Here is a 15153-nt window from a genome sequence, read left to right on the forward strand (position 1 = left end):
GCGCAACAATATGTTTGATCTGGGTCAATGGCGTATGATTTGCGTTTTTTATCTGTCCTACACACAGCCGTTTGTGGCATCGTCGCCGCTGGCTCTTTGACAATTGAATAGATCCTCACAATCCGCATGAGGGGGTGAGACTTGTGTGAACTTTGCCATTTTCTTGCACGGCGAAAAATGCCCAAAAGGACTGTGTCCACTTTGTCAACTTCGCCACGTGCAGCGTGAAACGCGATGCTGTGTGATTTGTGTGAACTTTGAAGTTTGGTGGCACAAGATGACAAGCCCAAAGGACCCTGTGCACTTTGTGAACTTCAGTGGAATTTAGCGGATTATTCCTCTCCCCTGAGGGAGAGGAAGGTTGTGCCCTACCGAAACAGAGGCTCGCCAAAACTCCGCAATTTCCGGCTATGCAATGTCCCCGCATCTGCCTCTTTCGCCAGCAGATCGATTGTCCGCAATCCGATCGCGAGATGCTGACCAACGCGCTCCTGATAGAAAGCATCAGCCATCCCCGGCAGTTTAATCTCGCCATGCAACGGCTTGTCCGAAGCACAGAGCAACGTCCCGTAGGGCACCCGGTAGCGATAGCCATTGGCCGCCACGGTTGCCGATTCCATATCAATGGCAATAGCACGGGACTGGTTGAGGCGCTTGGCGATCTGCTCAAAGCGCAATTCCCAGTTACGGTCTCCGGTGGTCACCACGGTGCCGGTGCGCAGATGTTGTTTAAGCTGTGACTGGTCAATGCCGGTTTCCTCCTGCACCGCCTTGGTCAACGCGAGTTGCACTTCGGCAATGGTTGGCAGCGGGATGCTGGGCGGCAACACGTCATCGAGGACATTGTCGTCGCGCAGATAGGCATGCGCAAGAACATAGTCGCCCAGCCGCTGCGTCCGGCGCAACGCTCCGCAGTGACCGATCATCAGCCAGACATGCGGTCGCAAGACAGCCAGGTGATCCGTAATCGTTTTCGCATTGGAAGGACCAACGCCCATATTGACCAGCGTAACGCCGGGGCTGCCATCTTTGCGGACCAGATGATAGGCCGGCATTTGCGGCGGCTTTGCAATCGGTGGACAAGATGGTTTGCCATCCGCACCGGTGATCCGGTTACCCGGTTCAACCAGCATTTCCGCTTTACCGGACTTCACTTCTTCCAAACCAAATTCGATAAACTCATCGACATAGCGCTGGTAGTTGGTGAACAGAATAAAAGGCTGGAAATATTCCGGATCAGTCGCGCAATAGTGGCGGATACGGTGCAGCGAATAGTCCACCCGTTCGGCGGTGAAGAGCGACAAAGCGCTATCGACATCATCCTGAAAAATCTGGCCGCCATCGACAATTTCATCATTGGTCTTGACCAGATTGGGTGTGTGGAAATGATTGGGCAGCGCATCCTTGCGATCCCGGTCCAACCCGCCAGCGGCATTTTCAATCGCAAATGCCAGTGGAATGGGGGTGCTGGACAAGCCGACATGGATTTTCGCGGTAAAGATGCGGTTGATCCGCTCCAGCTGGTCAAGCAGATAACGGCGATAGAGTTTTGGTTGACTGATTGTGGTGCTGTAACAGTTGATATCGGAAATTCGGCCCGATGCCAGATTGCTGGTCTCGGTCGCCTGATCGGCCGGGATTTCAACCGAAATCATCGGATAAACGCCTTGTTCGCGGTCGCCATCAGATAGATCGCCTTTGGCATAGCGGCCAAAACGTTCGGTTATCAGATCAATTTGTTCTTGGTAGAGTTTTTCGAGAAGAGCGACGGCCTCTGCCGGGCTGTCACATAGCGCCAAAGGCTGGCGTGGGGAAGTAGTTGTCATGTAGTCTCCGTTTACAGTTACAGGCCTGTAGCGGAAAAAGCGCCAAAAGGGAAAAGCTAAGTACGGGACAGATCAAGAAATTGCACGGCCGCGCGAAATTCGGCCTGCTTGATCGCGCGGGTTTCTACCGCTAGATCATCGACTCCCCATTGCTGCTCCTGCCACAATTCCTCCAGATTCACCAACGGCCAGAGCGTATCGGCATCATAGGCCCCTTCAACCAGCGCCAGCACAGCGACCAGCGACCCGGCAAGACCAACCAGTGATAGCATCGCAGCAAGGGTGAAGTCGTCTTGCGTTTCAACCACTTCGGACAGACGCGTGATTGTTTGCTCTGACTGGGACTGATGCATGATCCCGCGGGTTAAAGTGAAGCTGACATCATAGCGCTGACGCGCCCAGTCGAGCAGCGGATCCCACTGTTCGGCCTGATGATCGGCCAGCGCCTGTTGGCTGTCGTCACCGCGATAGTAGAGCATATCGCTGTCGGAAAAGGCGGCAATGCGCCCGACAATCCGATCCCGTTCATGGGCAACTTGATCCAGCGCACCCTGTGCCAAAGCGGTCAGCGGCATGGTGGCGGGATCAATCTCTTCGCCTTGCGCCGTCCATTCCGCAGCTATCGCTTCAGCCAGCTGCCGGGTCGGCAAATTGAACGGGTTACGGGCGGGGGTTTTGATCGGGCGCCCATCGAGATGGATCGCAAAACCATTGTCTGCGGCGCTGCTGGCAGCCCGCTTATAAAATCTTTTCATCGGACGCTTCTTTGTCAGCTTCCTCCGCCACCTGTCGCTTCACGAATGATCGCACCATCATGATTGGTGCGACCCAGGTCTGCACAAGGCCGATTATGACCAGCACATAACCCACCGCCGCCGGAATATTGGCGAGCCGCCCTAGTGCAATCGCAATGCCCAACATCAATATCGCGATGCCCAGCAACCGGATGATACTGACCATGAAATGCAGCGACTTGGCCTGCTTTTCCTTTTCCGGATCGGCAACATAAATGGGGTCGTCAGATTTTTCGGGTTGCTGGGTCATTGATTGAGAGTCTCGTATAATTCATCCATGGTTGCAGCGACGACATGCGCACCCGCGCTTAGCAACTCGTGGCTATCATGGTAACCCCAGTCGACTCCAATCGGGCGGACACTGGCATTAACACCCATTTCCATGTCGAAGGTCGTGTCACCAATCATGACGGTTGTTTCCACAGCGGCACCGGCTTCCAGTATCGCCAGTTCTACCATTGCCGGATGCGGCTTGGACGGATGACGGTCGGCGGTCTGCAATGTCACAAACCGGCCTGTCAATCCGTGGGCTTCCAGAACATGATTCAGTCCGCGATCAGACTTTCCGGTGGCAACGCCAAGCACCCAGCCGTCACTTTCTAGCCGGTCGATTAATCCGATCAGACCATCATAAAGCGGTTCCTGTACCGCACCCTGCTCCCGCATTGCAAAAAAACCATCGCGGTAAGATTGGGTCACGGCAGCGACCAGTGCATCTTCCCCATCGGGTAACAGCTGGCGCACGGCTTCCTGAAGACTGAGACCGACGATGCGCCGTGTCTTGTGATGATCGGGCGGAGCAAGACCGTGCGCAGCAAAAGCCTGATCCATTGAGGCACAAATATTGGCTTGGCTATCGACCATCGTGCCATCGCAATCGAACAGGGCAAGCTTGTTCATTTAGGTGCAAACTCCCGCATCATATGCGCCACAGCTCGCCGCCCGATAGCATCGAGCGCATCGGCGGCATTATCACGGGCTACAGCGGGCTTGTTCTGACTGAATTTCGCCGTGGGTCGCCATGCCATGATCTCCATTTCGAAACCGACGATGGCATCAACCATCTTGTCAAACTTACCCGCATCCATCTTGTCACGATGCCATGGTGTTTTCGGCGCCAGCTTGGCTTCATTCTGCTCGGCAAGGTCATCCAGCAAGGCAATCAGCCCTTCGCGTTCCATTTCGCGAACAGGACCTTCCAGTTCGAGCGACAGATAGTTCCATGTCGGAACCTGATCGTCGATCCCATACCAGTCAGGGCTGATATAGGCCTCCGGTCCATTAAGTACACAAAGCGCTGTCAAACCTACCAAGCTTTTGGTCAGTGCACTGCCCCGGGACAGATGGAATTGCAAAGCGCCGTCTCCGGTGGAAAAAACCGGCACATGTGCAACACGAGGACCATCAGATGTAGTCGCGAAAATCATGCCAAATCCGATTTGGGCAATCAACGCCTCCAGCGCGGCACGCTCATCGGCATCATTATGGTCATTGCCCGACTTGGGCCATCGGAACGCGGGATCGGGATGCATTAACGGCTCTTTTGTTTGACTTTGGCTTTGTGCGGCATGTTTTTCTTGTGCGTTGCTTTTCCGGCATTGGGCCGCTCGCGCTTGGTTGGCTTGCCGGCTTTCGTCGGCTTGCCTTCATTCTCTCCACGCCCGCGGCGTTCGCCGCGCTTGTCTTTGCGGATTTGTTTGGCATGAGCGCGGCCCTGTTTCTTGCGTACCGCCTTCCCACCCGGTTTCTTTTCTTCCAGAGGCAAATCGCCCAGGCTCAGGTCAAGACCTAATCCCTCAATTGTTTCAGCAAAATGTGTAGGGAGTTCGGCTTTGACGTCCAGATTATGTCCATCTGGATGCTCAATTTTCAGTCGGCGGGCATGCAGATGCATCTTCCGGCTGATCGAGCCGGTCAGAAAGGCTTCTTTACCGCCATATTTACCGTCTCCCAAGATCGGATGACCAATGGCCGCCATGTGCACACGAAGCTGGTGGGTGCGCCCGGTAAACGGCTGCAATTCAACCCAGCACGCGCGGTTGCCCGCGCGTTCGATGATCCGGTAGCGCGATTTTGCGGCTTGCCCGTTTTCCTCGTCGACATGCATTTTTTCACCGCCAGAGCCCGGTTGCTTGGACAGCGGCAAATCAATCATACCATCGGCGATTTCGGGCACACCCATGACCAGCGCCCAATAGACTTTTCGTGCCGTCCGGCCTGAAAACCGTTTGGAGAAAAAGGAAGCGGCACCCGGTGACCGTGCCAAAAGGATAACGCCGCTAGTATCCTTGTCCAGCCGGTGCACCAACTTGGGTCTGCTTTTTGCGTCATAAGTCAGCGCGTCGAGCAGCCCGTCCAGATGGGTGGTCGTCTTGCTGCCGCCCTGTGTTGCCAAACCCGGTGGCTTGTTGACCACAATGGCCGATTTGTCTTTGTGGATCACAAGTTCCTGCACAAAATCAATCTGATCTTGCGACAGATCGGTCCGCGGTTTCGCAACGCGGCCCGGTCGCTCTATTTCTGCCGGCGGGACGCGAATAACCTGCCCTTCATTGACCCGGTCGCCCGGACTGACCCGCTTGCCATCCAACCGCAATTGACCAGTTCTCGACCAGCGCGATACGACGTTAAACGGCACATCTTCCATATGGCGCTTAAACCATCGATCGAGCCGGATATCATCATCGTCGGCCGACACGGTAAACTGCCGCACATCAAGCACCTTCAGCGCCTGCTTTTGTTCCTTGAGCTTGCCCTGACCTTGCGGCTTTTCCTCTTCGGAGCCGCTTTCGGCAGTGGGATCAAAACCGGTCATGCTATTGCTCTTACCGCCACCAGGCCCGCAAATAGTGCGAGGACCGAACCAATGACGGATAGCAATGCATAGCCAAGTGCTATGCCCCAATTTCCGCGCTCAATCATATTCAAAACTTCCAAACTAAAAGCCGAGAAGGTCGTAAAACCACCCAGCAAACCGACGCCGAGCAGCAACCGCCACGGCTCATCGAAAATATCACTGCGCGCCAGCACACCGGCCAGCACACCCATTAGTAAACCACCCAATATATTGGCGATCAAAGTGCCATAAGGCAGATCTGTTCCGCCCCAATGGAAAACCAGCCGTCCCAGATTATAACGCGCTGCCGCGCCCACTGCGCCGCCCGCCATGACAAGAAGGGTTGCGTTCATGACGCTGCCTTAGTCGGCTTGGGCGGATTTTCCAAGCAGATCATGCGTCAACCACAAGCGGATCGCCGTTGCCAGCCCCGGTGGTTCCTCGGCATCCAGCCGATGAACGTCAATTTGCGCGACCAAAGCATTGATAGGCAGGTTTCGTTTCTCCGCTGCATCTCTCAACATATCCCAAAATAAAGGCTCCAGAGTGATCGATGTCTGATGCCCTGCAATCGTGATACTGCGCTTCAATGGTGGATGGAAAATATCGTCCGTGTCTAGATCCATCCGGCCAGTTCCCGGCGCACCAGACCATCAAGAAGATTGATACCGACCTCGCTGTCATTCAAACATGGGATATAGGCAAAACGCTCGCCGCCTGCATTTTCAAAATCTTCCTTGCCCCTTATTGCCAGCTCCTCGCAGGTTTCCAGACAATCGCTGGAAAAACCGGGCGCAAATATCGCGACCTTTGTCTTGCCTTCCTCAGCCAGTTTCTCAAGCGTAAGGTCAGTGGCGGGCTCCAGCCATTTGGCCGGACCGAAGCGTGACTGAAAAGCAATTGTAAGTTCCCGTCCCATTGCTTCGGAAAGCAAACGCGCAGTTTTTTGACAATGGCAATGATAGGGGTCGCCCAATTCCAACGTTCTTTTCGGCATGCCGTGAAAGCTGGCAATCACTGCGTCCGGTTCAAAGTCCAGTCCGGCAAGGCCAGCCTCTACAGTCGTTTTTAACGCGCCGATATAATCGGTATCATCATGATATGGAGGTAAAACACGGATCGCGGGGTGCCAACGCATCGATTTTACCGCATCAAAAACTGCATCATGCACGCTGGCAGTCGTTGCACCGCTATATTGAGGGTAAAGCGGCGCCACGAGAATCCGTTCGCAACCTGCGTCTTTCAGAGCCTCCATTTTACTCCCTATGCTGGGATTGCCATATCGCATCGCCCAATCGACCTGGACTTGGTCGCCATATTTACCTGCCAGTGCCTCGGCTTGGCGCCGCGTATAGACAGCCAGCGGGGAACCTTCATCAGTCCACACCAGACTATAGGCATGGGCCGATTTTTTCGGGCGTGTGTTCAATATGATTCCGCGCAATATGGGCTGCCAGATGATATCGGGAATTTCGACCACTCGCTTATCCGAAAGAAATTGTTTCAGATAGCGCTTCACCGCCTTTTTCTCCGGGGCATCAGGTGTCCCGAGATTTACCAGAAGCACGCCGATTTTTCCGGTTTTTACCGGTGGATGCCCGGCTGGTAAATGGTCAAGGGTCTGCATTTTCAAGAAGCCTCTGAGAATAATGGCAGTTGGCGGAACCGAAGTCCCGTTGCAGAAAAAAGAGCATTGGCAATGGCGGGAGCAACAGCTGGTACGCCAATCTCCTCAACGCCGACAGGATCTTCTTCGCTGCGAATAAATTCAATTTGTATCGGCGGGATTTCCGCAAGACGCGGCAAAGACAAATCACTCAGCCGGCGTGCGAGGGGCAAGCCCTTGTGAAAACGTGTGGCTGCGCCCAATGCCATAGCGAGACCATAGATAATACCGCCTTCGATCTGTTGCCGGGCAATGTCTGGATGAATGATCCTTCCCACATCGACGGTCGCGGAAATGCGCCTCACGCGAAGGCCGCTGTCGCCGCGATTGGCGCGGACAATTACGGCGATATGGCCACCGCGCATGGAATGGCAAGCCAATCCCTGGCCACTGCCATCAAGACCGCCATCCCACCCTGCCATCGCGGCAACACCTGTCAAGCAACGTGCCAGACGCGGTCGCCCCGACATCATCTGCATGCGGTAAGACAGGGGTTCGATTTTCGCTTTGGCAGCGAGTTCGTCGATAAACGATTCAACAAAAAAAGCATTATAGCTGTGCGCATTGCTACGCCAGTTCCCCGTAGGCGCGCCAATATAAGCCGGATGATGGTCGAGCGAAAAATTGGCGATGTTGTAAATGACATCAGCGCCTTCAACGGCTTTGCTATCGGCTTCGTCAATCGATGCCTGCATAGCTTTAATTTCGTTCATCCCCTGAACAACTCGTTTGCTTTGTTCTCTCGCCGTAGCTGGCGCCGCAACCTTTATTTGCAATGCCTGTATACGGCCTGCCTTGTCAGTCGCGGCATCAAGCCGGGCGGCGGCTGGTGGACGATAATGATCATGCATCATTTCTTCGGCTCGCGACCATATGAGCTGCACCGGCCGTGCCATTTTCTTGGCAATAAAAGCGACTTGGGCGGCGATTTTGCTGTCGAGATTTCGCCCGAAAGATCCACCGGCCAACATCTGATAGAGAGTTACATTGTCCGTGCTGATTTCTGCAGCATCAGCGGCCGCTTTTACTGCTGCCGCAGGTGCCTGCGTTGCCAGCCACAATTCCAATCGGCCATCTCGAAAATCGGCAGTTGCGGTGCGGGTTTCAATAGGTGCATGCAATGCGGCTTCAACCCGATAAATGGAACGGATATTCGTATGCTCGTCAAAGGCAGGCTCCGTCTCTCCGCGGCTCGCGAGCCTTTTGCCAGCGCCGTCTTCGAGCGCTTTTTCGAGAGTAGCATCAATTGTATCACTATCGGGTAACAGACCGGTTGTTTCGAACATTGGGCTCATCTTATCGAGCGCTTGATTGGCTGCCCACCAGTTGGTTGCGACCGCGGCGATCCATTTGTCATGCTCGACTACATCGACAAGACCAGTAATCTTGCTCGCCCCCTCTCGATTGAACGATTTCAAGCGGGTTGCGCCAATCGGTCCTTGCCGCAGTGAGGCGTAGACAAGGTCTGGCAATCTGACATCACCAGCAAAATTCGCAGAACCGTCAAGCTTCGCCGGCATGTCAAGGCGGGGAACATCTTGCCCGACCAGATTGTTGACTGGACTGGATCGCAACGGAATTGGATCAGGCAATTCCTGTTTCAGAGCGTCAGCCACCAGTTCCCCAAAGCGCAGTTTTTTATCGCCATTGGAAACAAAACCATTTTCAACAATGCAGGATTCCCAGGCTACATCCCATTTTTCACCGGCGGCCTTGCTGAGCAAGACGCGTGCTGCCGCGCCAGCTTCACGGAAGCTACCAGCATAGGCCGCTATGGACGCCGAATCCGCCGTAACAATAAAATCATTCCGGGTAGCGACATTCTTCGACAGCCAGGCCGCCATCTCTTTGTCAGTCAATGCTCCGGCGCCCGGCGGCAGCAGTGTTTCTGCCCATTGCTGCGCCAGAAAACTGTTGGCATAGAGCGGGTTGATCGGCGCTGGCTCAACGGCAATGGTGCGCCAATCAGCACCCAGTTCATCCGCCAATATCTGCGGCAAAATTGTATAGACGCCTTGCCCCATTTCGCTTTGCGGGACCACAACCGTGATCTGCCCTTCCTTGGACAGCTTTAGGTAAGCTCCAAATATCTCTTCATTCTCGGCAGCGCTAATATTGGGCTCGTAGGATCGCGGCCAGATTGCCCAGGCGACCACCAGCCCAACCGCGGCGCTACCGCCAATCAGGAAGTTGCGACGGCTGAAACCAACTGGTTTGTTTTCGCCCGTTTCCGTTTCGCTGCTGATGTCCGGATCAGCTACCATCATTATCCTTTAATAACCCAAGCCGCGGGATTTCTATCTTCGGGCAACGATCCATCACCACATCCAGTCCGGCATTTTCTGCGCGTTCCGCCGCCGGTCTATTGATCACGTTTAACTGCGTCCATATTGATTTGGCGCCCACCGCTATCGCTTCATCAATCACGCCGCCCGCTGCTGCTGAGTTGCGAAAGATATCAACCATATCGATCGGACCGTCGATCGCTTCAAGTGATGATACGACTTCGACACCATGCAGTGTCTGCCCAGCCAATCCTGGATTAACCGGGATAACAACATAGCCCTGGTCAATCAGAAATTCGAGAATGCGGTTGCTCGCCCGTTCCGGCTTTGCGGATGCTCCAACCAGAGCAATGCGCCGCGTATCTGTCAGAAGACGGGCGATATCCTGATCGGTTTCCAAAGGCATAGCGGCTCTTTCTTCTATCCCTGTACGACTTACCGCTCATCCAACCATGTCGCGAGCCGTTTGGCAATATCATGAAAGGCTTTCCCCTGCAGGCTGTCGGAACAGGCCGGTGGCGTTCCACCATCGCTCGACTTGCGAATTTCGATATCCAGAGGCACCCGCCCCATAAAGGCCATGCCCATAGTCTTGGCCGCCGCTTCGGCGCCACCCGACCCGAAGGGATCGCTGACTTCGCCGCAATGGGGACAGATGTAACCCGCCATATTTTCAACCATGCCGATAATCGGAATTTTGGCCTGTTCAAAAAGGTCCACCGCGCGAACCGCGTCCATAAGCGCAAGATCTTGCGGCGTTGATACAATTAGCGCACCAACGGGCTTGTGATTTTGCATCATCGACAATTGCACATCGCCAGTGCCTGGCGGCATGTCGACGATCAACAGCTCGGTATTGCCCCAATGCGCATCAATCAGCTGTTCGAGAGCCTTGCCTGCCATCGGGCCGCGCCAGGCAATAGCCTGGCCGGGTTTGGCGAGATGTCCCATCGACAGCACCGGAATGTCATATTCGTTCGGCACCGGGATGAGTTGCTTGCCTTCTGCTTCCGGTCGGCGGCCTTCACAGTTTAGCAGGCGCGGTTGGGATGGACCGTATATATCGGCGTCAACCATACCAACTTTATGCCCCATTGACTTGAGAGCGATGGCAAGATTGGTTGAAAGAGTGGACTTGCCGACCCCGCCCTTGCCGCTGCCGATGGCAATCAAGCGGCGCTCAACTTTTTCCGCGGTCATCACAATGTCAACTTTCTCAACACCATCGAGCGCAAGCAATTTGCTTTTAACGGCAATTTCAATCTGTCCACGGTCGCGGACATCCAGTCCGCTGACGTTCAATACCAAGGATGCGCGTCCATCTTCAAGACGAACCGCGCTAAATCTTCCGCTGGCAACTTCGTTCAAAGCCGCCTCAATCATAGAAATATCGGTCATTTGCTTCGCATAGTTGCACTTTTATCGGATTGACACTGTTTTTCTGACCTGACGCTTCCTATAAAGACAATATGGATAAAAAAATTGATGGGCAGGTGTCCCAAAAAACGTTCTTGGGTTCTATATTGAACATGGCTAGCCCTTGGGGCAATGGCGGCGACGACGGCGGCAAGGGCGGCGGTCCTCGCAATCCGTGGGGCAGTCCTGCGGGCGGCTCTTCTGGAGGCGGCCGCAAAGGTGGCGCCAGTTCGCTCGAAGAACTATTCAAGAAAGGAACCGGCGGCGGCTTCAAAGGCGGCATTCCTCAGCGGCCCGGTGGCCGGTCCTGGTGGCCTATTTTGATAATCGGTTTTGTCCTCCTATGGGTCGCACTGACCAGCATCCACCGTGTCAGTCCTCAGGAGCGCGGTGTTGTTTCTCTCTTTGGCTCCTATTCCCGAACAATGCAGCCCGGCCTTCATTTTACCCTGCCTGCGCCGATTGAACAGGTTACCAAGCTTGATGTAGAAGAAATTCGGACGATTGACATTCCGACCGGTGAATCAGAAAAACTGATTCTGACGGGTGACCAGAACATTGTCGACTTGGCCTATTCCGTGCGTTGGAATATCAAATCACCTGAACTCTTCCTTTTCCAAATTGCCGAGCAGGAAGAAACGATCAAAGAGGTTGCTGAATCTGCAATGCGTGCATCAGTCGCCAATTTCACCCTCGACGACACTATCGGGTCAGAGCGAACCGAAATTGAGCAACAGGTGGAACAGAACATGCAAGCCTTGCTCGATGGCTATGGCGCTGGTGTGGTAATCCGCGGTATTGCGATCAAGAAGGCCGATCCTCCCGCAGCAGTGAACGATGCTTTTAAGGAAGTTTCCGCAGCCCAGCAAACCGCCCAGACCTATCTCAACGAAGCACGGGCCTATGCGCAGCAGCTTACAGCCCAGGCGCAGGGTGAATCGGCGGCCTTTGACAAGGTTTACGAAGAATATCGCCTCGCTCCCCGGGTTACTCGTCAACGCATGTATTATGAAACAATGGAGCGTGTACTTTCACAAGTAGATAAAACCATTATTGAGGCAGAAGGCGTCACGCCTTACCTGCCGCTACCGGAAATCAAGAAACGGGCCCAAGCTGCGGCGCCGCAAGCATCGGAGCCGAACTAATGGGTAACATCATGAAAAATCCAGTCGCCCTTAGCGTAATCGCTTTTGGCCTGATCTTGATCCTGTTTAACACACTGATCATAGTGCCCGAGACCCGACAGGGCGTGGTTGTTCGTTTTGGTGAACCGGTGCGGATCATCAACCGTTATCAGGACAATGTACCCTTCGGCCAGACGGGCGCCGGATTGCTCCCCAAAATTCCGTTCTTCGAACAGGTAGAGTGGATCGACAAACGGATATTGGATGTTGAAATGGAACAGCAACAAGTGCTGTCCACCGATCAGTTGCGTCTGCAGGTCGATGCCTTTGCGCGTTTCCGCATCACCGATCCGCTTCGGATGTTCATCGCGGCCGGCAATGAGGCTCGCGTAGCCGACGAGCTGCGCCCAATCTTGGGTTCAGCCTTGCGAAACGAGCTCGGCAAGCGGCCATTTGCTGCTTTGCTTAGCCCTGAACGCGGTCAGGTTATGGACAATATCCGCACCGGCCTGAACCGGGTAGCACGCCAATATGGCGCCGAGATTGTCGATGTGCGGATCAAACGCGCCGATCTCCCGGACGGTACACCGCTGGAAAGCGCCTATCAGCGCATGCGGACTGCGCGTGAACAGGAAGCTCGTACGATCAAGGCGCAAGGTGCCAAGCAAGCTCAGATTATTCGCGCGGAAGCAGACGCGAGTGCGGCGAGAACCTACGCGGAAAGCTTCGGCAAAGATGCGGATTTTTATGATTTTTACCGCGCGATGAAAAGCTATGAAACCACCTTCCGCAGAGGACAGGAAGGCGATCCTAGCTCTTCATTCGTACTGTCACCAGATAATGAATATCTGCGCCAGTTCCGAGGCAGATAAATCGCTTTGACATCCAACCGGGCCTCCCATCGGGATATCGTGAATGCCTATTATGAGGCGCTTGCCCGGTTGGACGTCGATGCGTTTGAAGCGCTTCATCATCCCGATGTTGTCTACAATGTTTCGGGCAACACAATCATATCCGGTCGCTATGAGAGTTTTGAAGCGCTCAAAACCATTTTGCCGCTGATTTTCGAAGCGCTGGACTTCGAACAATTTCAGTTTGCCCAAAAGTGGAAGATCATGAACGACGGCCCCGATGGCACGACGGCGATTATGGAAGCTAAAGGCCTTGCCAAGAACGGAAAGCGCTATGATCAGCGTTACGCGCATATCTTCACTTTTCGCGAAGGTAAAATCGCAACCGTTCACGAATTTTTTGATACGCAGCTTGCCAATGAATCGCTCGACTTTAGCAAAAAACCAAACTGCAAAACCGATGGCGATTTCACATTTTAGAGCGGCCCTTGAATTGTAAACAGCGCCAGCGGACCATATCGACTACATTTGTCGTTTTTTCTGCGGAAACATGTTTTTTTTCGATAAATTAGCGATTCTTGGCTTGCGAAAGCCATTTCCCGCTCCCAAATATCTATGGAATGGATCGAAAACGGATATCATATGGCTGATGTTAAGGATTGACTGTGTTAGTATTCAAATTCGGTTCATAAATTTTGCGGCAGTTATTTACGCAAACGTGAACGAGTTTGATGTCGAGCGTTCATCGCCGATGTCTATTAATTGAGAGGAATATATAGTGCGTTACGCTTACGGGATTTCAGCAGCATTGCTTTTAGCGGGAAGTGCCGCGACGCTGACCGGCGTCGGGTCCGCTGGAGCTCAGGTAGCTGCCAATGACAGTGAGGCCATGAGAGCCGCCGCACCGCGTGCGGGTGCGCCGATGAGCTTTGCCGATCTGACCGAGCAACTTCAACCTGCGGTGGTCAACATTTCCACCACACAAAGAGTCCGAGTGAACAATAACCCATTTGCTGGCACGCCATTTGATGGCCTGTTCGGCAATCGCCGTGGTGGCGGTGGCGGCAATCAAACTCGCGAAGCCCAATCGCTGGGCTCCGGCTTCATTATTTCCGCCGATGGCTATGTTGTCACCAACAACCATGTGGTCGCCCCAGGCAATCGCAACGCGACAATTGAAACAATTACAGTGATCATGCCGGATCGCACCGAATATGAAGCCACCTTGGTCGGCCGCGATCCTGCTTCTGACATTGCGGTTCTGAAAATCAATGCTGACAAAGATCTACCGTTCGTCAAATTTGGTGATAGTGAAAGCGCCCGTGTCGGTGACTGGGTGATCGCAATCGGCAATCCCTTCGGTCTCGGCGGAACGGTGACCACCGGTATCGTATCTGCTATTCATCGTAATACCGGGCAAGGCGGTGCCTATGACCGCTTCCTGCAAACGGATGCTTCAATCAACCGCGGCAATAGTGGCGGACCAATGTTTGACCTGAACGGCAATGTCATCGGCATTAACAACGCGATCATTTCACCAACTGGCGGCAATGTCGGAATCGGTTTTGCTATCCCTGCGGAAGTTGCTGTGCCAATCGTCAATACGTTGCGCAAAGGCGAAAAAATTGAACGCGGTTATCTTGGTGTGCAGATTAGCCCATTGACCGAAGACCTTGCAGATTCTTTGGGTCTTCCCAAAAATCGCGGAGAGTTTATCCAGAGCGTTGTGCCGGGTGAAGGGGCATCTAAAGCCGGTATTCAAGCTGGCGATGTCATCGTGAAAGTCAACGGCCGCGACGTCACGCCGGATCAGACCCTGTCGTTTCTGGTCGCGAATTTGCCAGTAGGAACAAAGGTTCCAATCGAGCTGCTCCGAGACGGCAAAATGGTCAAAGTTAATGCGACACTGGGCAAGCGTCCTTCAGAAGAAGAATTGGCAACAAGTACCTTCGATCCCGATGCAGAAGACCCCATGGGTACCGATGAAGACGGTTCCAGCGCAGAGGCAACAGCCGAGGCTTTGGGATTATCGGTCGTCGATCTGACGCCTGCGATTGCGCGGCAGATCGGTGTTTCAGCATCCCAGAAAGGTGTTGTCGTTTCTACCGTGGATCCAAGCAGTGATGCAGCACAAAAAGGTATCAGACGTGGCTTTATGATCACCAGCGTCAACCGGCGTCCGGTTACCTCTGCTGCTGACTTGGACAACGCTATTAGCGCCGCAAAACGGTCTAACCGGGAAGCTGTTTTACTGCAGGTTAAACGTGGGTCCCGTGATCCGCGTTTCGTCGCCGTCCGGCTCAACGACCAAGGCTAATATCTCCAAGTCAATTGTAACATTACCCAAAGGCCAGC

The 15153-nt window shown here is 54.0% G+C and carries 16 protein-coding genes; 4 read left to right on the plus strand and 12 right to left on the minus strand.

Annotation, left to right across the window (positions count from 1 at the left end; all coding sequences use genetic code 11):
* Nucleotides 1-368 precede the first annotated feature (368 nt).
* From ACO6S1_RS01335 to ACO6S1_RS01390, 12 genes are read right to left on the minus strand one after another with little or no spacing between them, the layout of a single operon-like run.
* Nucleotides 369-1826, minus strand: a complete 1458-nt coding sequence (locus ACO6S1_RS01335; protein WP_422344568.1) for an AMP nucleosidase — start codon at nucleotides 1824-1826, stop codon at nucleotides 369-371.
* Between the two features lie 56 nt (nucleotides 1827-1882).
* Complete coding sequence (locus ACO6S1_RS01340) at nucleotides 1883-2581, minus strand: ATP12 family chaperone protein (protein ID WP_422344569.1); 699 nt, start codon at nucleotides 2579-2581, stop codon at nucleotides 1883-1885.
* Complete coding sequence (locus ACO6S1_RS01345; RefSeq protein WP_422344570.1) at nucleotides 2565-2870, minus strand: hypothetical protein; 306 nt, start codon at nucleotides 2868-2870, stop codon at nucleotides 2565-2567. The genes ACO6S1_RS01340 and ACO6S1_RS01345 overlap by 17 nt, the downstream gene beginning before the upstream one ends.
* Nucleotides 2867-3520: an HAD-IA family hydrolase gene (locus ACO6S1_RS01350; RefSeq protein ID WP_422344571.1), complete on the minus strand. Its 654-nt coding sequence runs from the start codon at nucleotides 3518-3520 to the stop codon at nucleotides 2867-2869. The genes ACO6S1_RS01345 and ACO6S1_RS01350 overlap by 4 nt, the downstream gene beginning before the upstream one ends.
* The gene (locus tag ACO6S1_RS01355) at nucleotides 3517-4152 is read right to left on the minus strand and encodes an FMN-binding negative transcriptional regulator (RefSeq protein WP_422344572.1); all 636 of its coding nucleotides are present in this window, start codon (nucleotides 4150-4152) and stop codon (nucleotides 3517-3519) included. The genes ACO6S1_RS01350 and ACO6S1_RS01355 overlap by 4 nt, the downstream gene beginning before the upstream one ends.
* On the minus strand, nucleotides 4152-5435 hold the full coding sequence (locus ACO6S1_RS01360; RefSeq protein ID WP_422344573.1) for an RluA family pseudouridine synthase: 1284 nt from the start codon (nucleotides 5433-5435) through the stop codon (nucleotides 4152-4154). Before ACO6S1_RS01360 ends, ACO6S1_RS01355 begins: the two co-directional genes overlap by 1 nt.
* Nucleotides 5432-5809: a fluoride efflux transporter CrcB gene (crcB, locus tag ACO6S1_RS01365; RefSeq protein WP_422344574.1), complete on the minus strand. Its 378-nt coding sequence runs from the start codon at nucleotides 5807-5809 to the stop codon at nucleotides 5432-5434. Before crcB ends, ACO6S1_RS01360 begins: the two co-directional genes overlap by 4 nt.
* 9 nt (nucleotides 5810-5818) lie before the next feature.
* Nucleotides 5819-6082 carry a ribbon-helix-helix domain-containing protein gene (locus tag ACO6S1_RS01370; protein WP_422344575.1) on the minus strand — a complete coding sequence of 88 codons (264 nt, stop codon included), beginning with the start codon at nucleotides 6080-6082 and terminating at the stop codon, nucleotides 5819-5821.
* Nucleotides 6073-7083 (minus strand): ferrochelatase, encoded by a 1011-nt coding sequence (gene hemH, locus ACO6S1_RS01375; RefSeq protein ID WP_422344576.1) that lies wholly within the window; start codon nucleotides 7081-7083, stop codon nucleotides 6073-6075. Before hemH ends, ACO6S1_RS01370 begins: the two co-directional genes overlap by 10 nt.
* 2 nt (nucleotides 7084-7085) lie before the next feature.
* Complete coding sequence (locus tag ACO6S1_RS01380) at nucleotides 7086-9389, minus strand: molybdopterin cofactor-binding domain-containing protein (RefSeq protein WP_422344577.1); 2304 nt, start codon at nucleotides 9387-9389, stop codon at nucleotides 7086-7088.
* The gene (locus ACO6S1_RS01385; protein ID WP_422344578.1) at nucleotides 9376-9813 is read right to left on the minus strand and encodes a CoA-binding protein; all 438 of its coding nucleotides are present in this window, start codon (nucleotides 9811-9813) and stop codon (nucleotides 9376-9378) included. Before ACO6S1_RS01385 ends, ACO6S1_RS01380 begins: the two co-directional genes overlap by 14 nt.
* Before the next feature lie 29 nt (nucleotides 9814-9842).
* Nucleotides 9843-10805, minus strand: coding sequence for an Mrp/NBP35 family ATP-binding protein (locus tag ACO6S1_RS01390; protein WP_422344579.1), 963 nt, complete (start codon nucleotides 10803-10805; stop codon nucleotides 9843-9845).
* Nucleotides 10806-10936: 131 nt separating this feature from the next.
* Between ACO6S1_RS01390 and hflK the strand changes: the two genes are divergently transcribed.
* From hflK to ACO6S1_RS01410, 4 genes are all read left to right on the plus strand, one after another.
* The gene (gene hflK / locus ACO6S1_RS01395) at nucleotides 10937-11968 is read left to right on the plus strand and encodes an FtsH protease activity modulator HflK (protein ID WP_422346269.1); all 1032 of its coding nucleotides are present in this window, start codon (nucleotides 10937-10939) and stop codon (nucleotides 11966-11968) included.
* Nucleotides 11969-11979: 11 nt separating this feature from the next.
* Nucleotides 11980-12819 (plus strand): protease modulator HflC, encoded by an 840-nt coding sequence (gene hflC / locus ACO6S1_RS01400; protein ID WP_422344580.1) that lies wholly within the window; start codon nucleotides 11980-11982, stop codon nucleotides 12817-12819.
* Nucleotides 12820-12858: 39 nt separating this feature from the next.
* Entirely contained in the window at nucleotides 12859-13278 is a 420-nt protein-coding gene (locus tag ACO6S1_RS01405; RefSeq protein ID WP_422344581.1) for a nuclear transport factor 2 family protein, read from the plus strand.
* Between the two features lie 298 nt (nucleotides 13279-13576).
* Nucleotides 13577-15115 (plus strand): Do family serine endopeptidase, encoded by a 1539-nt coding sequence (locus ACO6S1_RS01410; RefSeq protein ID WP_422344582.1) that lies wholly within the window; start codon nucleotides 13577-13579, stop codon nucleotides 15113-15115.
* Nucleotides 15116-15153: the final 38 nt, after the last annotated feature.

The sequence above is a fragment of the Parasphingorhabdus sp. genome (assembly GCF_965233695.1).
Lineage (GTDB): Bacteria > Pseudomonadota > Alphaproteobacteria > Sphingomonadales > Sphingomonadaceae > Parasphingorhabdus.